The following is a 22,681-nucleotide window of genomic DNA, read 5'->3' on the forward strand; positions in this document are numbered from 1 at the left end:
ATGTAAAGGGGTGGTTTTTTGTTATTTGAAATTGAAAATCCGTATATTGATATGATGCTTAAAAATGAGGAAGATGTCTTAGCTATGACGGAATCGATGTTAGTCTATGCCTTTGAATCTGGTATATTTACCTACCGGGAATTGGCCGATATGATTCAAGCCCAAGTGACTAGTGTCAAAGACTTAGACAGGCATATACAAGGTCTTCAAGATACACAGAAATTAAAGGCTTGGGGACGGTTTAAGCAAAAGTACTCACTTGCTTATTTTAGAAAATTGTATAAACGTTATCATATTCAACCGGTGACCATCCTCGATACGCAAACATATCCAAAAGCCTTACTGCAAACCTACCAACCTAATTTAGTTTTATTTTGCCAGGGGAATCTAGCTTTTTTTCAAAAACCTGCTATGGCTGTTGTGGGGTCTAGACAAATGACTACTTACGGTAAGTCAGCTATTGACCAACTGATCCCTGAATTAAGTGAAGCAGTGGTGATTGTTTCTGGCTTAGCTAAAGGGGTGGACGCCTATACCCACAAACGTGCAATGGCACATGGTGATACTATTGCCGTTATTGGCACAGGCTTGTTGACTTCATACCCAAGTGACCACTTAAAGTTGCAGGCAGCAATTGCCCAAAATCATTTGCTCGTTTCACCACTACCCAACCACGCTAAAATTCAACGCTGGCATTTCCCTTACCGAAATCTAGCTATTGCAGGACTCAGTCAAGCAACTATGGTCATTGAGGCAGCTGAAAAATCTGGATCATTAATCACGGCTAATTATGCCTTACAAGAAAATAGGCTGGTTTTTGCAGTGCCAGGTCCGATTTCGAACCCTTTTTCTGCAGGGACCAACCAATTAATATACTACGGCGCAACGCCGGCATTACAGGCTTCAGAAATCCTGCGCGACTTATTTTTCAGTATATAGAAAAATTTAAATTTTGCCTGTAAATTTGCCAACGAATAACTTTCTACTATAATTAAATGGGCATATATTGCTTGCTTATTTTAACTTTAGGTTATATATTCATTTGTAGCAATTAATTTTCATATTTGACAAATGCTATTATTCTAGCATAATATGTAAAGCGATTTAGAAATGGATATCAGAAAGGAGCTTGTCGTTGGCATATAAATATTTAGTAATCGTAGAATCTCCGACGAAAGCCAAAACTATAGATAAGTACTTAGGTAGAAATTATAGAGTTGTAGCCAGCAAAGGTCATTTACGTGATTTACCAAAATCGCGTATGGGTATTGATATTGAGAATGACTATGAACCGGACTATATTAACATCCGTGGTAAAGGGCCTTTAATTAAAGAGTTACGTAAAGATGCAAAGAAAGCTGAAAAAGTCTTTCTTGCGAGTGACCCGGACCGTGAAGGGGAAGCAATTGCCTTCCATTTAGCCCACATCTTAGGCTTAAACCCTGAAGACCCAATCCGTGTAACCTATAATGAGGTAACCAAAGAAGCTGTTAAAGAGGCAATCGCAAACCCACGTCCAATTAATATGGACCTTGTAGACGCTCAACAAGCACGCCGTGTGTTAGACCGTTTAGTAGGTTACAATTTATCCCCGATGCTATGGAAGAAAGTAAAGAAAGGGTTATCTGCTGGTCGGGTACAATCCGTTGCTTTACATATGATTATCAACCGGGAAAATGAAATCCGTGCTTTCAAACCTGAAGAGTACTGGACAATTGAAGGGTCATTTATTAAAGATCGTAAGACCTTTAAAGCTAATGCTTCAAAGTTCAAGGGTAAAAAACTTAATTTGAAAAACGAAGCGGACGTTAAAGCTTTTATGGCGGAAATTAAAACGCAAGACTTCACCGTTGAAAACGTGACGGAAAAAGAACGTAAGCGTAACCCGCAAAAACCTTTTACCACTTCGTCTATGCAACAAGAAGCGGCGAAAAAATTAAACTTCCGGACCCGTAAAACCATGATGGTGGCCCAACAACTATATGAAGGGATCAAACTAGGCAGCGGAGCACCAGTAGGTTTGATTACTTATATGCGTACCGATTCAACTCGTATCTCTGATTCAGCCAAAGCCGGTGCAAAATCATATATTACCAATACTTATGGTAAGGAATACTTAGGTTACCAAGCAGCAAGTAAGCAAGCCCAAGGGTCACAAGATGCCCATGAAGCGATTCGTCCTTCATCAGCTGACCGGACACCGGATGCTATTAAAGATTACTTGTCTCGTGATCAATTCCGTTTGTACTCATTGATTTGGTCTCGTTTTATGGCTAGTCTAATGGCACCAGCCATCTATGACACTGTATCTGCTGATTTGGTACAAAACCAAGCGACTTTTAGAGCAAATGGTTCTAAAATTAAGTTTGAAGGTTACCAAAAAGTTTATACAGAAGCCAACAACAAAGACAATATCTTACCAGAATTAGTTAACGGTGAAACAGTGAAGTCTAAAGACTTAGAACCAAGTCAACACTTCACCCAACCACCAGCTCGCTATACAGAGGCTTCTTTAATCAAGAAACTAGAAGAAGATGGCGTTGGCCGTCCATCAACATACTCACCAACCATCGAAACACTGATTAAGCGCTACTATGTAAAATTAGAAGCCAAACGATTTGAACCAACTGAACTAGGTGAAATTGTCGATAAGATGATCACTGAATTCTTCCCAGAAATCGTGGATACGTCATTTACAGCTGATCTTGAAAAAGAATTAGATGAAATTGAAACAGACCAAAAAGAATGGGTTGAAGTGATTGATGCCTTCTTTAAACCATTCCATAAAGAGCTTGAAAAAGCGGAAGTGGAAATGGAAAAAATTGAAATCAAAGATGAACCAGCTGGCTTTAAATGTCCAGTTGATGGCGGTGAAATGGTCATTAAAATGGGTCGTTTCGGTAAATTTTATGCCTGCGCCAACTTCCCAGACTGTCGCCACACCGAAGCTATTGTGAAAGAGATAGGTGTAACTTGTCCGAAATGCCATGAAGGTCAAGTAGTTGAACGTAAATCGAAGAAAAATCGTATCTTTTACGGTTGCTCTAGATACCCAGACTGTGACTTTACTGACTGGAACAAACCAATCGGTCGTGCATGTCCAAAATGTGACCATTACTTGGTTGAGAAGAAAATCCGTGGTGGTAAACAAATCGTTTGTCCAAACGGTGACTACGAAGAAGACGTGCAAAAAGGTGAAGCAGTAGAAGCATAAGCCCTCTAAAAATAATGTCAAAATTTGAAAACATCCTTATCGTTGTGGTATATTTTAGCCACTAATAGAGAGGGTGTTTTTTAATGCCAACAGATGACTTTAAAAGTTTATTCAGCGACTATTTAACCCATGAAAGACAATATTCACCAGAAACCATCAAGGCCTACATGGCTGATTTAGACAACTTTCAAGCATTTATGAAGGATGCGGGTATAGACCAAATAGATCAAGTGGCTTACAGGGATATTCGGATCTACCTAGGTAATCTGCAGCGGGACGGTCTGTCAAGGAAATCTATTTCCCGCCACCTATCCAGTTTGCGTTCTGCCTACAATTTACTGCTTGACCGTGAATTAGTCAGGGAAAATCCTTTTAATTATGTGAAAACTGCTAAAACAGGACTTAAATTGCCTGATTTTTTCTACGAATCAGAAGTTCAGTCATTATTTGATTCGGTCCAAGGAAACGATCCAATTGCCCTTAGAAACCGCGCCTTGTTAGAATTCTTGTATGGAACAGGAGCCCGGGTTTCTGAAGTTAGAGACTTAGCCATCAATCAAGTAGACCTAACAGCCGACATGGTCCTCTTGCGTGGGAAAGGCAACAAAGACCGGTATGTACCAATTGGGTCATTTTGCCACGATGCCTTAGTAGATTACCTGGAAAATGGTAGAAGCCAACTCATAGCTAAGGGCCATTTTGAGGGCGCAGAACATGCGTTCGTATTTGTGAATTATAAGGGTGAACAGTTGACTAGCCAGGGGATTGCTTACATTTTAGACCAAATGGTCAAAAAGTCAGCCACCACCTTGTCCATCCATCCCCATAAATTGCGACATTCATTTGCCACTCATTTACTCAACAATGGGGCGGATATAAGAACTGTTCAAGAACTACTAGGCCATGCTTCCTTATCCACTACACAAATTTACACCCATTTATCAAAAGAAAAATTACGGGATAACTATCTACAGTTTCATCCCCATGCCAAACAGAAAAAAGAGCGTCCCAAAGATTAGCTTGTTGAAGTGCTAATCTGGGATCGCTCTTTATTTTATCGATTTTGATTCATTTATTTTTTCTTGGCTTTGTTTAAACCAAAGGGCACTTTTGATTCTGTCCCTTGACGAATCCGTTTAATGTTATCTGTATGACGGACAACAACTAGAATTAAGACTAAAACAGTCGCAATTGTTAAGCCCAAGTCTTGGTAGAATAAGCTTAAAATCGTTGCAAAAATCACCGCAAAGATTGAAGAAAAGCTTACCATACTTGTGATGAATAAGGATACAAAGAATGATGCGATTGAAATCAAAGCAAATACCGGATGATAGGCTAAAACTACACCAAATGAAGTTGCCACTGCTTTACCACCATTAAATTTCAGGAATAGTGGGAATGAATGACCAACGATGGCCATACCACCAAATAGTAAGGGATGTAAGCCAGGATTCAACCAGACGGCTAGTAAGACGGGGATAGCCCCCTTTACCATATCACAGATGAAAACAAGGACGCCTCCGGTGGTACCAAAAGCTCGGAAGGCATTTGTTGTACCAATATTTCCTGAGCCGAATTGGCGAATATCTTTTTTATAGACGAGTTTGCCGACAACTAAACCAAAGGGAATAGACCCCAATAGATAAGCGACGACTAGTAATAGAATCGTTAACATGATTTAATTCCTTTCAATAAATCTATGGACTCCTTTTATTATATCATTAATTGGAAAGAATACAGTTATATGAGATAAATTTAAATATTGCAAATCTAATTAGCAAGTGATGAAAATCAAAATTTTCCTAAGATTATTTTCTATCTTTCGAATATTTTTAGGCTATAATGTATGAGTTGCCCGCAAATAAATGGGCTTATTAATATTGATTCTATTTGGCAAATCTGCGGTTTTAATATATGATGAAAAAGATTGAAAGTGGGGTAAACGATTTGGCCAAACCAACAAACCAAAATAATAAATCAACTTATGATGAAAGTTCGATACAGGTATTAGAAGGCCTGGAAGCAGTTAGAAAACGTCCTGGTATGTATATCGGGTCAACAGATGCACGTGGTTTACACCATTTAGTGTATGAGATTGTCGATAACTCAATTGACGAGGCCTTGAGTGGGTATGCTGACCATATTACAGTAACCCTTGCTAAAGATGGTTCAGCAATTGTTGCCGATAATGGACGTGGGATGCCAATTGGTAAACATACTAGTGGCAAACCGACTGTTGAGGTCATCTTAACGGTCCTTCATGCGGGTGGTAAATTCGGTGGTTCAGGTTATAAAACTTCAGGGGGTCTACACGGTGTAGGTTCATCCGTAGTAAATGCCTTGTCCAGCAAATTTATTGCCACAGTTCACCGGGACAGCAAAGAATACTACCAAGAATTTACCAATGGTGGTAAACCACGCAAACCAAAAACAAAAGCCATAAAAAGCAAAAACACCGGCACTAAAATTCAATTTTATCCGGATGCTGAAATCTTTGGCAATATTAAATTTGACCCCTCAACTATTCGGGAACATTTACGTGAATCAGCCTTTTTATTAAAAGACTTACGTATCGACTTTATTGATGAAATCAACGAAACTGAGGAAACCTTTCATTATGCAGAAGGGATCAAGGCTTTTGTCGATTACTTAAATGAAGACAAGGACGTTTTACATGATGTCGTCTTCTTCCAAGGGGTTGAAAACGGGATTGAAATCGAATTGGCCTTCCAATATAACGATGGCTATTCGGAAACAGTCTTATCATTCGTCAATAATGTAAGAACTGCAGACGGCGGGACCCATGAAGCGGGGATGCGAACAGGTTTAACTAAGTCTTTCAATGAATATGCCCGTAAGGTGGACTTGTTGAAGACTAAAGAAAAGAACCTTGAAGGATCTGACGTACGAGAAGGGTATACAGCGGTCTTATCGCTACGGGTTCCTGAAGAAATCTTGCAGTTTGAAGGGCAAACCAAGTCTAAATTAGGGACACCACAAGCGCGTTCAGCTTCTGATAAAATCGTATCCGAAAACTTAGCTGTTTACCTAATTGAAAACGGGGAAACAGCACAAATGCTGGTCCGTAAAGCTCTAAAAGCCCGTGAAGCCAGAGATGCAGCCCGTAAAGCCCGTGAAGCGTCACGTGGCGCTAAGGGGAAACGTAAAGAAGTCCTATTATCTGGTAAATTAACCCCTGCACAAGGGCGTAATGCCAAGAAGAATGAACTTTTCCTAGTGGAGGGGGATTCTGCCGGTGGTTCTGCTAAACAAGGGCGGGACCGTAAATTCCAGGCTATATTGCCATTACGTGGTAAGGTATTAAATACTGAAAAAGCCAGCATTCAAGATATTCTAAAAAATGAAGAGTTGAACACCATCATCTATACCATTGGTGCAGGTGTTGGGGCTGAATTTGAAATTGAGGATGCCAATTATGATAAGGTCATCATCATGACCGATGCCGATACCGATGGGGCCCATATCCAAGTGCTACTGTTGACCTTCTTCTTCCGCTATATGAAACCTTTGGTAGAGGCGGGTAAAGTCTATCTTGCTATGCCACCATTGTATAAGGTATCTAAGGGTAAAGGGAAAAACGAGATCACTGAATATGCTTGGACGGATGACGAGTTAAAAGCTGTGACTGATAAAATCGGCAAAGGCTACACCTTACAACGGTATAAAGGTTTGGGTGAGATGAATGCGGACCAATTATGGGAAACGACTATGGATCCTGAAACACGTACCCTAGTCCGGGTAACAATTGACGATTTATCCCTAGCTGAAAAACGGGTATCTGTTTTAATGGGGAACAAGGTTGAACCCAGACGGAAATGGATTGAAGACAATGTGGCCTTCACCATGGATGAAGAAGATACCCTACTTGAAAATGCCTCAGATCATGATGCTGGCGACAAGGAGGAAGTTGTCGAGATTTTAGAAAACCAAAATCAAACCAGTGTCACTGCTAACGAAGATGCAAATGACTTGGCTGGTGGGCAAATTAATTTATTTGATGAAGATGGTGATTATTAATGGTTGAAATTCAAAAATTAACATTAGAAGAGGTAATGGGTGACCGTTTCGGACGGTATTCTAAATACATCATCCAAGACCGGGCGCTACCTGATATTCGGGATGGATTAAAACCAGTACAACGCCGGATTTTGTTCGCAATGTTTCAAGAGGGGAATACCTCTTCTTCAAACTTCCGTAAATCGGCCAAAACAGTCGGTAATGTAATTGGTAACTACCACCCACATGGTGATTCATCAGTTTATGAAGCCATGGTCCGGATGTCTCAAGACTGGAAGAATCGTGAAGTTTTAGTAGAAATGCACGGAAATAACGGGTCTATGGACGGTGACTCTGCAGCTGCCATGCGGTATACAGAAGCCCGTTTATCGAAGATTGCAGATGAATTATTGCGTGATCTTGATAAAGACACGGTCGAAATGATCCTAAACTTTGATGACACGGCTGAAGAACCAACTGTTTTACCAGCAGGTTTCCCAAACCTATTGGTTAACGGGGCAACTGGTATTTCAGCAGGTTACGCCACTGAAATTCCGCCTCATAATCTAGGTGAAATTATTGATGCAACAACTTATTTAATCGACCATCCAAATGCCACAATCAATAAATTGATGGACTTTGTTCCCGGACCAGATTTCCCAACAGGTGCTATTATCCAAGGGAAAGAAGAGTTGAAGAAAGCTTATACTTCTGGACGCGGGAAAGTCGTTGTTCGGTCTAAACACCATATTGAAACAGACCGCAGTGGTAAAGAGAAAATCGTGATCACGGAAATTCCATACGAAGTGAATAAGGCTAACCTAGTGCGCCGGATGGATGAGTTACGACTGAACCGGTCAATTGACGGTATTCAAGAAGTCCGCGATGAAACGGACCGTAACGGCCTACAAATCGTGATTGAATTGAAAAAGGATGCGCGTTCTGAGGCCATCCTAAACTACTTCTACAAAAATTCTGATTTGCAAATTAACTATAACTTCAACATGGTGGCCATTAATGACCAACGTCCTGAATTAGTCGGGATTAGAGAAGCTTTAAACGCTTATATCGGCCACCGGTATGAAATTATTCGTCGTCGGACAACCTTTGATTTAAACAAGGCCCAACGCCGTTTACATATCGTAGACGGATTGGTCAAAGCCATGTCTATTCTAGACCAGGTGATTGCGACGATTAGAAATTCTAAGAATAAATCAGACTCTAAACACAACTTGATTGAAGCTTTTGATTTTTCAGAAGCCCAAGCAGAAGCCATCGTAAGCCTACAATTGTACCGTTTAACCAATACAGACGTTACTGCCTTGGAAAATGAACGCCTGCAATTAAACGAAGATATTGCTGCTTACCAAGCGATCTTATCTGACGACAAAGTCCTATACGGCCGGATGAAGTCTGAACTCAAAGCGATTAAGAAAGCTTATGCTTCTGAACGTCGCACTGAGATTCAAGACGAAATCCAAGAAGTCATCGTGAAGAAACAATTATTAATTCCTGAAGAAGACGTTGTCGTTGTAGTTACCCGCGGTGGTTATATCAAACGATCTAGTCTGCGGTCGTTTAAAGCTTCTGGTATTGAAGAAGTTGGTTTACGGGACGGGGATCATGTCCAATTCCTTGAAAAAATGTCTACTTTGGATCAATTAGTATTCATAACCAATAAAGGGAACTACATCTTCCAACCAGTTTATGAATTACAAGACATCCGTTGGAAAGACTTAGGAGAGCATATTTCGCAAAGAATTGCCTTTGCAAGTGATGAATCAATTATCGGTGTCTTTAGATACGATGAAAATAGCAAAGATAACCTCTTGCTTGCATCAGCTGCTGGTATGATTAAACAAACGGCCTTGTCAGAATTCAAAGAATTCCGCGGTCATAAAAACAAATCATCTTTAGCGATGAATTTATCTTCTGACACTGACCAGGTAATTGGTGTCTACCGTATTGACGTTACAACTGACCAAAGCCAAGCTCAAGTTATCTTAGTGACGCATTTTGGTTTTACCTTAAGATACAGTATTGATGAAATTTCAATTGTTGGTGCGCGTGCTAAAGGGGTTAAATCCATTAACCTGAAACAAGATGATTATGTGGTTGGATTGGCATACGCAGCTGTTCCAGAGGATAACTCGCAATTGATGATGGTGACCCAAAGAGGGCATATGAAACGATTGAAATGGTCTGAAATTAACGTTCTTGGTCGTGCTAAGCGTGGTTTAGTGGCCTTAAAAGAATTGAAATCAAACCCACATCGTTTTGTTGCTGCCTTTGAAGTCATTGATACTAATCAAATGTTTGAAGTTGTTACAAGCGAATCTCATCGGGAAACCTTTAGAGCTGGTGACGTGGCAATTGCAAACCGTTACTCAAATGGATCTATGCTTGTAGACGAGAAAGAACATGGTCAAATTAGTTTAGTAACGCCGTTGATCGACTTCACGTCTTTTAATCCTGAAAAATAAATTTTCAATTAAGAATCCGTACGTCTGCCAAAATTTTATTGTTTTGGTAGACGTTTTGTTATAGGCTAAGATTAGAGAAAAAAACGATAATTACTTAACTTAGTATTCATAACTAGATATTAGTAGCAGTCTTCGCTATAATGAAAGAGATAAACATTTATTCACGTATTTAACTCTAGAAGATGAATAAATGATAAAGGAGAGTTTTATGGAAGAAGTAGTCATTGTTGCAGCGAAACGTTCTGCAATTGGAAAATTTGGTGGCCAATTTAAAGGCATTTCAGCCGTTGATTTAGGGGTAGAAGTATTAAAAGAAACACTCGCTTCAATTGATTTAGACCCAACAAAAGTTGAGCAAGTGATATTGGGGAATGTATTAAGTGCAGGACTTGGCCAAAACGTTGCCCGCCAAGTCGCCCTAAAATCAGGTTTGTCTAACGAATCAACTGCCGTAACCATTAACCAGGTTTGTGGTTCAGGATTGCGTACTGTCATGATGGGCGCACAAGCTATCATGCTTGGGGATGCTGAAATTGTTGTCGCAGGTGGTACGGAAAATATGACTCGTGCACCTTACGTGGTTGATTCCGCTCGTTGGGGTCAGCGTATGGGCAACGGTCAAATGATTGACACAATGCAAAACGATGGTCTAACTGATGCCTTCTCAAACGAAGCGATGGGGATTACAGCAGAAAATATTGCAGACCAATACGGGATTTCCCGTGAAGCACAAGATGAATTTGCAGCCGCTAGCCAAATCAAGGCTGTTGCAGCGAAAGAGGCTGAACGTTTTGCCGATGAAATCGTCCCAGTGACCATCCAACAAAAAAGTGGCCCACTAGTAGTGACTGAAGATGAGGGGCCACGTTCGGGTATTACAGCAAAACGTTTAGGTAAATTGCAACCAGCCTTTAAAGAAGAGGGGTCAGTGACAGCAGGTAACTCATCAGGTATCAACGATGGGGCAGCAATGCTTGTCTTGATGTCTAAGCGTAAGGCCGATGAACTAGGGCTTAAGCCCATGGTATCCATTGCATCTTATGCAACGGGCGGGGTGGATCCTTCAATTATGGGGACAGGCCCAATCCCAACAACAATCAAGGCCTTAGAAAAGGCCAATATTACGGCAGAAGAACTAGATTTAATTGAGGCTAATGAAGCCTTTGCATCTCAAGCTTTATGTGTAACCACAAGCCTAGAATTGCCAGCTGACAAGGTTAACGTGAATGGTGGTGCAATTGCCCTTGGTCATCCGATTGGTGCTTCAGGCGCCCGTATTTTGGTTACCTTGATCCATGAAATGCAAAAACGTCAGTCAGTTTATGGTTTAGCGACCTTATGTGTAGGTGGCGGTCAAGGGGTATCCGTTATTGTAAAACAAGCAGTTTAACAAGTAGGGTGCGCTTGCCCTTGCTTCAATATTTAAAGTCCCGTACAAGCAAATGATTTGGTCTTAAATGAGTTAATGGTAAACTAAGAGTAGAACTTTGATTTTGAAGGGAGTTTTTCGATGACAATACCAACTTATACAGCGCATGACGGAACCCAAGCCCCACAAATTGGCTTTGGTACCTATAAACTTAAAGGATATGATGGGGTAGATTCTATCCAGTCAGCCTTAGAAGTAGGTTACCGTTACCTAGATTCAGCCTACAACTATGAAAATGAAGCAACAGTAGGTGAAGCTATTCGCCGATCTGGTATTCCAAGAGACGAGATTCAAGTAGCTTCAAAATTACCGGGTCGTTACCACAAATATGATGATGCCATAGTGACTATTCAAGAATCATTAATGCGGGCTAACTTAGACTACTATGACTTTTACTTGATTCACTGGCCAAATCCAAAAGAAGACCACTATGTTGAAGCTTGGCAAGCACTGATTGAAGCCCAAAGACGTGGCTACATCAAAAATCTAGGTGTCAGCAACTTCTTACCAGAACATATTGACCGCATTGAGCGTGAAACTGGTGTCTTACCGGTTGTTAACCAAGTAGAAATGCACCCTTACTTCCAACAAAAAGCGCAACGCGCTTACCATGAGGAGAAGGGCATTATTACTCAATCTTGGTCACCTTTTGTTCGGGCAAATGAAAAAATTGATGAGTCAGTTTTAGAAAATGAAGACATCAAGGCAGTAGCTGCTAAATATGGTAAGTCTGCTGGTCAAACAATTTTACGCTGGCAAACCCAACTAGGGGCTATGCCAATCCCTAAATCAAGCAAGAAAGCACGTCAAATTGAAAACTTAAACTTCTTTGACTTCAAACTGGATGAAGAAGACTTGGCCGTATTTGATCGTCTAGATAAGCCAGATGGCCGCGCAGCCAACCAAGATCCAGCGGTGTATCAAGAATTTTAGGCAAATATAACTTGAAATAAAGTCAAAAATCAACTTAAAAGGAATTTTTCGGATTTTTCGAAAAGTTCCTTTTTTCGATTTAATCTATGTTAAAATGTGAATATCATTGAATTCAAAAAGGAGCAATAAACGTGAATAAAATTTTAGTTTTCGGACATCAAAATCCAGATACAGATGCCATTACATCTGCTATCTCATATGCCTACTTATTAAACCAACAAGGACTTGAAGCAGAAGCGGTTGCCTTAGGACATGTTAACGAAGAAACTGCCTATGCCTTGAATGAATTTGGTCAAGAGGCACCACGTGTAATTGAATCTATTGGAACGCAAACAGATACAGTTGCTTTAGTAGACCACAACGAGTCTCAACAATCAGTTGCTGACTTAGCAGAAGTTGAAGTGCATTCAGTTGTTGACCACCACAAAATTGGTGATTTCACAAGTGCCGCACCATTAACTTTCATTGCTAAACCATACGGTTGTTCTCAAACAATTATTTTCGAATTATTCCAAGAAAAAGGTATTGAAATCCCTAAAGAAATCGCTGGTTTAATGCTATCGGCTATCATCTCAGATACTTTACTATTCAAATCACCAACAACAACTGAAAAAGATAAAGAAGTTGGCTTAGCTTTAGCTGAGATCGCTGGCGTAGATGTTGAAGCTTACGGTTTAGCTTTATTGAAATCAGGTACAAATGTAGACGCTAAATCTGCAAGTGAAATTGCTGATGGCGACGCTAAATCATTTGAAATGGACGGTAAACCTGTACGAATTGGTCAAATCAATGTTGTAGATGTTGACGATGTCTTGAAACGTAAAGACGAAGTGATTACAGCAATGAAAGACTTAGTAGCTGAAAACGAATATGCCGCATTCTTACTAGTAGTAACAAACATTTTAACAAGTGATTCAGAAGGTTTATTGGTAGGTTCTGATGATTTTGTGCAACATGTGGAACAAGCTTATGGTAGTCAAGTAAATGACAACCAAATTGCTTTACCAGGCGTTGTATCACGTAAAAAACAAGTTGTACCACCATTACAAGCAACATTTTAATGAATGATTTAGATAAAAATGTGAAGTGCCTTCCTAACAAGCTGTTTAGGGGGCCTTTTCTGCTTTTTACCATAACTTTTATCGCAGTTTTTAGGAGGACATATGGACATTGTCGTTGTAGGAGGGGGAAAACTCGGAGAGGACATCCTTCATGGGTTAATTAAAGAAGGTCACAACCTGACCTTAATAGATAACGATCCGCGGGTTATTGATGATTTAATTGATGAGGTGGATATCAAGGGGGTAGTGGGTAACGGTGTTGATGTTGAAGTACAACGTGAAGCAGATGTTCGAAACGCCCAAGTCTTTATTGCGGCTTCTCCTCATGATGAGGTCAATATTATTTCTGCCATGATAGCCAAAACTTTGGGGGCTGAGTTTTTAATTGTCCGCGTTCGTAACCAGGCCTTTACAGTGCAACAAGGTTTTATCCAATCGAATCTTGGCATTGATTACCTGATTAACCAGGATAGGGCTGCAGCCAATGACATTATTCAAGTCATCGATTACCCCTCAGCAACCTTTGTGGAGCCTTTTTACCATAATCGAATGCATTTAATTAAAGTACGAATTATGGAGAAGTCACGGATCGTCAACCAATATATTCGAGACATTCGTCGTAATATTCCAGAAGTGATTGTGGTGGCAGTTGAACGTAACGGGGAGACCCTTATTCCAAACGGAAATTCAATCTTGTTAGCAGGGGACTTTGTGGAGATTTTCACCAAAAGTGAAGCTTTGCAGGACTTTTTCGTTGCTACCGGCCATAAGAAAGTCAAACGATATAGATCCGCCCTAATCGTTGGGGGAAGCCGGATTAACCACTATCTGATTCCAGTTTTACATGCTAGGGGGATTCATACCCGTTTGATTGAGCTAGATAAGAATAGGGCTTCTGAATTGGCCAACCAATTTACTAATACAGAAGTTATTTATGATGACGGGACTGACCAGTATGTCTTAAATGAACAACGAGTTGAAAATTTTGACCTCTTGCTGACCTTAACCAATTCAGACGAGGAGAACTTGATGGTGTCTTTATACGGGAAAAATGCTGGCGTTCGTAAAACCATTACCAAGGTCAACCGACCAGGATTAATCCGCTTGATTGATGAAAGTAAACTTGATGTGATTTTATCACCTAGAAAGGCCATTGTAGACGCGGTAACCCGTCATGTCCGCTCTATTGCATCTAGTCAATCTGACAAATTAGAAAACTATGCGCGTTTATCAGATAATAAAACAGCCGTCCTAGAATTCGTATTGAGCCCAGATTGTAAGCTTCTTGGCACACCAATCAAAGATATGGTTTTTAAACCAGGTTTGATGATTGGTTTAATTGTCCGGGACAAGGAAATGATCATTCCAAGTGGGGATGATGCCTTTATTCCCGGCGACCATGTCCTAGTTATCGATACCGAGGACAAAATTCGGAACTTTAATGACATCGTGGTGAAGAAAAATAGGAGAGATAGCGAATGAATTGGCCCTACATCCAATACTTAATTGGGCGGTTACTCATGGTCTTGGCTCTACTGATGCTGCCATCTCTATTAGTAGCTGTCATCTACCAAAACGGAGTTAAGGTCATCTTATCCTTCATCATTTCCATGATTATCACTTTTGTGGTCGGTAAAGTCATGTCCTTTAGACAACCAGTGAAAGACGTATTCTTTGCTCGAGAGGGTTTCGTATTAGTCTCTTTATCCTGGTTTTTGATTTCCATGTTTGGAGCCTTACCATTCTATTTATCAGGCGCAGTTAATTCCTACGTCGATGCCTTATTTGAAGCTGTATCCGGTTTTACCACCACTGGGGCTAGCGTCCTGGTCGACACACTTGACGTATTACCCGAGTCCTTGATGTTCTGGCGTTCCTTTACCTTACTGGTAGGTGGTATGGGGATGTTGATCTTCCTCCTTTATATCGTACCAAATATGGGAGCAAAAGGGGTATACGTCATGCGAGCGGAGTTACCGGGACCAACGACAGGTAAGCTTGAATCTAGGGTCTCTTCATCGATTTATATCTTATACTTTATTTATCTATTTCTAACGGTCGTATTCGCGGTCTTACTTTGGATGGCCGGTGTACCATGGTTTGAATCCATGCTACTGTCTATGGGTACGGCCGGAACAGGGGGCTTTAACATCTATCCTAGCTCCATCGCTCATTACGATTCAAGGGCTGTTGAAACGATTTTGTTGGTCGCCATGTTTACCTTTGGTTTAAATTTCAACTTCTTCTACCTTGCTTACGAAAGGCGTTGGAAGGAAATCCTTAAAGACGAAGAGTTGAAATGGTATATTTATATCATTTTAGGGGCCTTAGCCATTATTTCCTTTGCCTTAATCCCTTATTACGATAACTTCTTCCGTATGATACACGATGTGCTCTTTAATATCGTGTCCATCATGTCAACTACTGCTTATACCACCGTAGATATCTTGCAATGGCCGACAGCTGCCCATACCACCATTCTATTGTTGATGTTTGTCGGTGGCATGTCAGGGTCTACAGCGTCCGGTCTTAAAGTTATCCGTATAGGCATTTATTTGCGGTCTATTAAACGTGAAATCCAGCATTTACTTGCACCAAATAGGGTGATTCCTATGACCTATAACGGCAAACGTATCGAGAAAAATGTCCACTACGGAATTGTTTACTATCTGATGACCTATCTAGCCGTATTCGTTTTAATCCTGGTGGTCCTGTCATTTGATGCACAGAATTTTTCATCCGCATTCTCAGCGACCATCGCTACTATTTCAAATATCGGTGGCTCCCTTGATTTACTAGGGCCGTCACAAGATTATGCGTCCTTGTCTGATTTTTCAAAAATCGTCATGTCAGTAGGGATGATTATCGGTCGTCTAGAAATTTATCCAGTGATCATATTATTATCCAGATCAACTTGGCGAAAATTCTAACCACTACTTGTATATACAATTTTGTTTTAATCTGATTAGAAATAGGGAATTGTGCTACGAAAGCGCATACCCTTTTTTTTATAGGTTTATCGCCACTTCTGGGACTTGGCGCCAATATTTTGCAATGCACATTTGTATTTTTGTTGACCAATCTCTAGCATTTTTTATTTACATAGCGTATACTCACTTTGTAATGAAAGCGCTTATTTAGCAATTTTTTATTAAGTAGGAGGAATTATAATGAGTGAACAAGAAAAATATATCATGGCGATTGACCAAGGGACAACTTCATCACGTGCAGTAATCTACAACCATAAGGCCGAACCTATTGCTTCAAGTCAGAAAGAGTTTGAGCAAATTTTCCCTAAATCTGGTTGGGTAGAACACAATGCGATTGAAATTTGGAACTCAGTACAGGCAGTAATCGCTGGTGCATTTATTGATGGTGGTTTACGTCCTGATCAAATCGCTGGTATTGGTATCACTAATCAACGTGAAACCACAGTTGTATGGGAAAAGGATACCGGTCGACCAATATATAATGCAATTGTTTGGCAGTCTCGTCAGTCCGCGCCAATTAGTGATAACTTAATTGAGCAAGGGTTAAAAGACAAAATTCAACAACATACTGGTCTAGTGGTTGACGCTTATTTCTCTGCTACTAAGATTCGTTGGATTTTAGACCACGTTGAAGGTGCCCAAGAGCGTGCTGAAAAAGGTGAATTGCTATTTGGTACGATCGATACTTGGTTGCTTTGGAAATTAACTAATGGAGAAGTTCACGCTACTGACTACTCAAATGCTTCTCGTACGATGCTAATGAACATTGAAAAGTTGGAGTGGGACGATGAAATGTTAGCTATGTTAGACATTCCAAAAGCCATGATGCCAGAAATTCGCTCAAACTCAGAGGTTTACGGACATACTGTTGGCTTCCATTTCTATGGCTACGAAGTACCAATTTCTGGTATGGTAGGGGACCAACAAGGGGCATTATTTGGTCAATTAGCAACTGAAGAGGGTACAGTGAAATCAACTTACGGTACTGGTGCCTTCATTGTCATGAATGCTGGTAGTGAGTTAAAATTATCTCAAAATAACCTTTTAACAACAGTAGGTTTCGTGATTGGTGACAAGGTAACTTACGCCTTAGAAGGGTCTGTATTCGTGGCTGGTTCAGCTATTCAATGGATCCGCGATGGTTTAGAGTTAATTGATAACGCTTCTGAAACTGAAGCTTTAGCTAACCAATCTACAAATGAAGATGAGGTATACTTAGTTCCAGCCTTTACTGGTTTAGGTGCACCATACTGGGATTCTGATGCACGTGGTGGTGCCTTTGGTATCACACGCGGGACAACAAAAGCTGACTTTGTAAAAGCGACTTTACAATCAATTGCATACCAAGTTCGCGACATTACTGATACAATGAATAAGGATACTGGTATCGATATTCCATTACTAAAAGTTGATGGTGGCGCAGCGATGAATGGTTACTTGATGCAGTTCCAATCAGACATTACTGGTATTGAGATTGCTCGTGCTGCTAACCTTGAGACAACAGCCTTAGGTGCTGCTTATCTAGCTGGTTTAGCTGTTGGTTACTGGAAAGACATTGATGAATTGAAATCGTTTACTCAACCAGGACAAACTTTCGAACCTAAGATGAACAATTCACATAAAGAAGATTTATATGCGGGTTGGACTAACGCAGTCCGTGCAACACGTGCTTACTCACAATACTTTAAAGAAGAAGCAAACGACTAATACATAGGAGGTATAGTTTAAATGTCTAAATTATCATTTAAGTATAGAAAAGAAACAGTCGAACAATTAAAAGAAAACCAATATGATTTATTCATTATTGGAGGCGGTATCACAGGTGCAGGTGTAGCGATTCAAGCCGCTGCATCAGGCCTAAAAACGGCCTTAGTGGACATGCAAGACTTCTCTGAAGGAACTTCAAGTCGTTCAACTAAATTAGTACACGGTGGTATCCGTTACTTGAAAAACTTCGACCTAGAAGTGGTTTCAGATACAGTAACTGAGCGTGCAACTGTACATAACATTGCACCACATATCCCGCAACCAGATCCAATGTTAATGCCTTTATATGACGAACCAAAAGTGACTTTCAATCCATTACGCTTACAAATCGCTATGGATATCTATGACTCACTAGCTGGTGTAAAAGATTCACAATACGCCAACGAAATGTTGTCTAAAGATGAAGTATTGAGCCGTCAACCAGACTTAATGGCTGAAGGTTTAATCGGTGGTGGTAAATACCTAGATTTCAACAACAATGACTCACGTTTAGTGATTGAAAATATCAAACAAGCAAATGATGATGGCGCTGATTTATTAAGCCACGCAAAGGTTGTTGGTTTCGAATATGAAAATGACAAAATAGTTGCTGTCAAAGTTGAAGATTTACTATCTGGTGAAACATTTACAGTGAAATCCCATGTTGTGATCAACACGACTGGTCCTTGGTCAGATACAATCCGTCAATTAGATGGGTCTGATGAGAAACCAGCACAAATGCGTCCAACAAAAGGTGTGCATTTTGTCGTAGATAAATCTAAATTGACAGTATCACAACCAATTTACTTTGACACAGGCGAACAAGACGGCCGTATGGTCTTTGTTTTACCTCGTGAAAATAAAACCTACTTCGGTACAACAGATACTGACTACACAGGTGACTTTGAGCACCCAACAGTGACTCAAGAAGACGTTAATTACCTATTACGTGTTGTTAACCACCGCTTCCCGAATGCCAACTTATCGATCAATGATATTGAAGCTTCATGGGCAGGTTTACGACCTTTAATCGATTCAAATAACGCCTCTGACTACAATGGTGGTGACGCTGGTCGTTTATCAGAACGTACATTTGACGAATTAGTGACGTTATTCGATGACTACAGCCAAAATAAAGTTGAACGTAGCGCGGTTGAAGATAAATTACAAGATTTAGGTTCTAATACTTCTGAACGTGGTGATGGAAACCCATCAAGCGTGTCACGTGGTTCAGACTTATCTGTTTCTGACTCAGGTTTATTTACTCTAGCTGGTGGTAAAATCACTGACTACCGTAAGATGGCTAAAGGGGCAATGGAAAAAGTAATCCCTGCTGTAACGGACCTTACTGGTAAAAACTATGATTTAGTACAGTCATCGACTTACCCAGTGTCTGGTGGTCAGTTTGATCCAAACAGCTACGAAACAGCTATGGAAAAATTTGCTAATGTTGGTGTTGCCCGCGGTTTAACTTACGGTCAATCATTAAAATTGGCTAAATTATACGGATCAAACATGAATCGTGTAGTAGCCTACTTACCAGTAGCTAAGGAATATGCAGCTAAATATGACTATCCAGTGGATATTGCAGTCAGCTTAATCTATGCATTAGAAGAAGAAGGAGTATACACACCATTAGACTTCTTCGCACGTCGTACAACATTAATGTTATTCCAACACGACAAGATGCTTGAAGTAAAAGATGCTGTAAGCCAAACAATCGTCGACCACTTTGGTTTAGACCAAGCTACAGCTGATCAACAGAACAAAACTTTAGAAGAAGAAATTGCCAAAGCAGAATTACAATACTTAAAATAAATCATTGTTCGGAGGTACGGCTTTCGTCGCACCTCCAATATTAGATGATAAATAAAATCATGGGAGGTTTTTATATGAATGGATTTATTGGTGAATTAATTGGAACTTTTTTACTGGTCTTATTAGGGTGTGGCGTTGTTGCTGGAGTAAACTTAAGTAAATCAAATGCCAAAGAAGGTGGATGGATTGTTATCACGATGGGTTGGGCTTTAGCTGTAACTATTGGTGTATATGCCTCTGGTTTCTTGTCAGATGCCCACTTAAACCCAGCGGTTACTATAGCTTTCGCTGTAAACGGTTCATTTGCTTGGGCTGAAGTGATCCCTTACATTGCTGGTCAAATGATTGGGGCGATTTTAGGTGCTGTGACAGTTTGGTTAGCTTACCATGAGCAATTTGAAGCGACTAAAGAGGAAGGTTCAATTCTAGGAACTTTTGCGACAGGCCCACAGGTTGATAGTCCAGTTTGGAATTTAATGACTGAAATTATTGGTACTGCTGTATTAGTTGTTGGGGTTATGGCTTTAGGTGCAAACCAAATTTCAGACGGTTTAAACCCGATGATTGTTGGTATCATAGTAGGTTCAGTTGGTCTTTCACTAGGTGGTCCTACAGGATATGCCATCAACCCAGCTCGTGACTTAGGTCCTCGTATTGCCCATGCCTTCTTACCAATCTCAGGCAAGGGGAGTTCAAACTGGGGCTACGCTTGGGTTCCAATTGTAGGTCCTATCATTGGTGCAATCATTGCAGCCTTAGTATATAACTTGGTATTATAATAAAATTTCAAGTATTGAAAAAATCCAGAACGTTTGTTCTGGATTTTTTGTTTGGTTATTTTTACATTTTAAACAAGAGGGCGAATGTCTTTTTCCAGGTAGACAACGTCTAGCCACTGGTCGAATTTGTAACCCATGTTCTTACAGACACCGAATTGTTCAAAGCCATGTTTTTTGTGGAATTTTAACGATGTTTCGTTGGTTCCTGTGACTTGTGAAACGAGTTTGTAGATATGAGGGTAATTGTCGATGATTTCTTGTTCTAGCGCTTGATATAAGCGACTACCAATGCCTTTAGCCTTAACGTTGGCATCTAGATAGATAGAAATCTCTTTAGAAGGTCGATAGCCTTCATAGGCACCAGCGTCAGAGGTGTAAGCAAAACCGATGACTTGGCCGTCATAATCAGCCACTAGAAAGGGGTTGATGCCAATACGTTCAGTAATTTGTTCTTCCTTTAAGGAAGCGTCAGTTAGGGCGATTCTAAAAGAAATGGTGGTATTTTGAATGTAATAATTGTAAATAGCCGTTAACTGAGCAGCATCAGCAAGTTCAGCAGGACGGATAATCACTTGGTCATTTTCTATAGTATCTATAGTCGTTTCAGTATAAGATAAAGGGTCTGTCATAAAAAAATCTTCCTAACTTTTTAGTTTAATACCATCATATCACTAGGAATTAAAAGAGGCTAATACAAAATATTGTCAACGAATGATAGGTAGAGGGCATCATAAATTGGACATAGAGATTTGGTATTTAAAATGCACATTGCTTTAAATAATATATGTTATGTAAACTAATAGATATAGACAACTATATATAGGGATACTCATGGATACACAGACGGTTTTTGACGCATTTCTGTATCATTTATATGGATTACTGTCAAAGACTGTTTTAGATTTACCATAATCTTTCTCACTAAGATATTTATTTGGTGTGCTCCTCACTTCAATGACTAAACTTTATATCGTTAAGTTTCTCCAGCTAATTGATTTATCGACTTATTATAATAAATTTCAGCAAATCCAGTCAGCTTCTTCATTTATTCTCAAATACCAATCTATCATTAAGAACGTATGTTTGGTATAATTGATTTTAGTATTTGAAGGAGTTTTACATATGGACAATTACTTTGATAAGGAATCTTTCTACGAACTATATGCCGACTATCTATCACAGAAGCAATCTAGCACTAAGGAAAGCTATTTGAAGAACATCAAACCATTTTTTATTTATATGGAGAAACAAGCGATCACGCATCCAACTTATCATGATATTGAACGCTATTTTGACGATTTAATCAATCAGCCGAGTAAGACGTATATCCTAATCAACGATATAGACTATGATGACGTCTCTGAGGAGCAACGTCGTGCATTGGACCAGTTTCGCTACAAAGACCGGACCATTAAGTCATACCGTAACATGCTCAACCAGTTCTTTAAATGGTTAGAACGAGAAAATCTATATGAGAATATTGTGGCTAGAGCTAATAATAATATCCCGATACCACACGGCCACGCAAAGGATGCACTTGATATTGAGGACGTTGAAAAGTTGCTAGATTACCTTAAATCAACCACGGATACGCTAATTGGTAAACGTAATTATGCACTTATATTACTTGCTGTCACTACTGGGTTAAGGACCATTGAACTCAGTAGAGCCAATTTTGAAGACGTTCAACGACGTGGTTTGAACACAGTTATTTATGTACAAGGTAAAGGTCGCCGTGAGAAAGATGAATTCGTCATTATTCCCCGTAAAACCAAGGAAGTTGTGCGAGATTATACACGCTTCCGTGAGGACCAAGGTATCATGATTAATACTGACTTAGCGCCTTTATTCGCTTCGCACGGTAATCGTAATAAAAGTGGTCGTATGTCAGCTCGGTCAATTTCTAGGGTGATCGCGAATGCTTATGAAGCTGTTGGGATTCATTCATCTAAAATTACGCCACATTCACTGAGACATACCGCTGCAACCTTAAGTTTAATTAACGGCGGTAACTTAAGGGAAACGCAAAAGATGCTACGGCATTCTAGTGTCCGAACCACGGAAATCTACGCCCAAGATTTAAATGAAGACTTGAATACTTCTAGTCAGTTGATTGAAGATCTTATTGACCAATCAAGAATTATCAAAGATTTAGAAGATAAAAGCAAAGATAATAATTTGCAAATACCCTGATTATAAATGACAAAGGCC

16 protein-coding genes are annotated in these 22,681 nt (G+C 40.0%); 14 read left to right on the top strand and 2 right to left on the bottom strand.

What is annotated here, in order from left to right; all coding sequences use genetic code 11:
* The first annotated feature begins 18 nt into the window (after window positions 1–18).
* The 3 genes from dprA to xerC all read left to right on the top strand — a co-directional run bounded on the left by dprA (window position 19) and on the right by xerC (window position 4,233).
* Window positions 19–939: a DNA-processing protein DprA gene (gene dprA / locus B2V22_RS07355; RefSeq protein WP_290491537.1), complete on the top strand. Its 921-nt coding sequence runs from the start codon at window positions 19–21 to the stop codon at window positions 937–939.
* Window positions 940–1,135: 196 nt separating this feature from the next.
* On the top strand, window positions 1,136–3,214 hold the full coding sequence (gene topA, locus B2V22_RS07360; RefSeq protein ID WP_290491538.1) for a type I DNA topoisomerase: 2,079 nt from the start codon (window positions 1,136–1,138) through the stop codon (window positions 3,212–3,214).
* Between the two features lie 83 nt (window positions 3,215–3,297).
* Complete coding sequence (xerC, locus tag B2V22_RS07365; protein WP_290491539.1) at window positions 3,298–4,233, top strand: tyrosine recombinase XerC; 936 nt, start codon at window positions 3,298–3,300, stop codon at window positions 4,231–4,233.
* A 53-nt stretch (window positions 4,234–4,286) separates the two neighbouring features.
* On the opposite strand, the gene plsY is transcribed toward xerC, so the two are convergent.
* Complete coding sequence (gene plsY / locus B2V22_RS07370; protein ID WP_290491541.1) at window positions 4,287–4,889, bottom strand: glycerol-3-phosphate 1-O-acyltransferase PlsY; 603 nt, start codon at window positions 4,887–4,889, stop codon at window positions 4,287–4,289.
* A 272-nt stretch (window positions 4,890–5,161) separates the two neighbouring features.
* On the opposite strand from plsY, the gene parE reads away from it, so the two are divergent.
* The 10 genes from parE to B2V22_RS07420 all read left to right on the top strand — a co-directional run bounded on the left by parE (window position 5,162) and on the right by B2V22_RS07420 (window position 20,470).
* Complete coding sequence (gene parE / locus B2V22_RS07375; RefSeq protein ID WP_396159482.1) at window positions 5,162–7,252, top strand: DNA topoisomerase IV subunit B; 2,091 nt, start codon at window positions 5,162–5,164, stop codon at window positions 7,250–7,252.
* Window positions 7,252–9,714, top strand: coding sequence for a DNA topoisomerase IV subunit A (gene parC / locus B2V22_RS07380; RefSeq protein WP_290491546.1), 2,463 nt, complete (start codon window positions 7,252–7,254; stop codon window positions 9,712–9,714). Before parE ends, parC begins: the two co-directional genes overlap by 1 nt.
* Before the next feature lie 208 nt (window positions 9,715–9,922).
* Window positions 9,923–11,104: an acetyl-CoA C-acetyltransferase gene (locus B2V22_RS07385; protein WP_290491547.1), complete on the top strand. Its 1,182-nt coding sequence runs from the start codon at window positions 9,923–9,925 to the stop codon at window positions 11,102–11,104.
* A gap of 120 nt (window positions 11,105–11,224) precedes the next feature.
* Complete coding sequence (locus tag B2V22_RS07390; RefSeq protein WP_290491548.1) at window positions 11,225–12,076, top strand: aldo/keto reductase; 852 nt, start codon at window positions 11,225–11,227, stop codon at window positions 12,074–12,076.
* Between the two features lie 131 nt (window positions 12,077–12,207).
* Window positions 12,208–13,137 carry a manganese-dependent inorganic pyrophosphatase gene (locus B2V22_RS07395; protein WP_290491550.1) on the top strand — a complete coding sequence of 310 codons (930 nt, stop codon included), beginning with the start codon at window positions 12,208–12,210 and terminating at the stop codon, window positions 13,135–13,137.
* Between the two features lie 102 nt (window positions 13,138–13,239).
* The gene (trkA, locus tag B2V22_RS07400) at window positions 13,240–14,619 is read left to right on the top strand and encodes a Trk system potassium transporter TrkA (RefSeq protein WP_290491552.1); all 1,380 of its coding nucleotides are present in this window, start codon (window positions 13,240–13,242) and stop codon (window positions 14,617–14,619) included.
* Entirely contained in the window at window positions 14,616–16,067 is a 1,452-nt protein-coding gene (locus B2V22_RS07405) for a TrkH family potassium uptake protein (protein ID WP_290491554.1), read from the top strand. Before trkA ends, B2V22_RS07405 begins: the two co-directional genes overlap by 4 nt.
* A 240-nt stretch (window positions 16,068–16,307) precedes the next feature.
* On the top strand, window positions 16,308–17,834 hold the full coding sequence (gene glpK, locus B2V22_RS07410; protein ID WP_003142641.1) for a glycerol kinase GlpK: 1,527 nt from the start codon (window positions 16,308–16,310) through the stop codon (window positions 17,832–17,834).
* A gap of 21 nt (window positions 17,835–17,855) precedes the next feature.
* Complete coding sequence (gene glpO, locus B2V22_RS07415) at window positions 17,856–19,691, top strand: type 1 glycerol-3-phosphate oxidase (RefSeq protein ID WP_290491558.1); 1,836 nt, start codon at window positions 17,856–17,858, stop codon at window positions 19,689–19,691.
* Between the two features lie 74 nt (window positions 19,692–19,765).
* Window positions 19,766–20,470: an MIP/aquaporin family protein gene (locus tag B2V22_RS07420; protein WP_290491560.1), complete on the top strand. Its 705-nt coding sequence runs from the start codon at window positions 19,766–19,768 to the stop codon at window positions 20,468–20,470.
* Between the two features lie 68 nt (window positions 20,471–20,538).
* Here B2V22_RS07420 and B2V22_RS07425 read toward each other — a convergent pair whose 3' ends face one another.
* On the bottom strand, window positions 20,539–21,099 hold the full coding sequence (locus B2V22_RS07425) for a GNAT family N-acetyltransferase (RefSeq protein ID WP_290491562.1): 561 nt from the start codon (window positions 21,097–21,099) through the stop codon (window positions 20,539–20,541).
* A gap of 493 nt (window positions 21,100–21,592) precedes the next feature.
* On the opposite strand from B2V22_RS07425, the gene B2V22_RS07430 reads away from it, so the two are divergent.
* Window positions 21,593–22,663 (top strand): tyrosine-type recombinase/integrase, encoded by a 1,071-nt coding sequence (locus tag B2V22_RS07430; protein WP_290491563.1) that lies wholly within the window; start codon window positions 21,593–21,595, stop codon window positions 22,661–22,663.
* The last annotated feature ends 18 nt before the right edge of the window (window positions 22,664–22,681 follow it).

This window comes from Aerococcus sp. UBA6277, from assembly GCF_002440555.1.
GTDB lineage: Bacteria > Bacillota > Bacilli > Lactobacillales > Aerococcaceae > Aerococcus.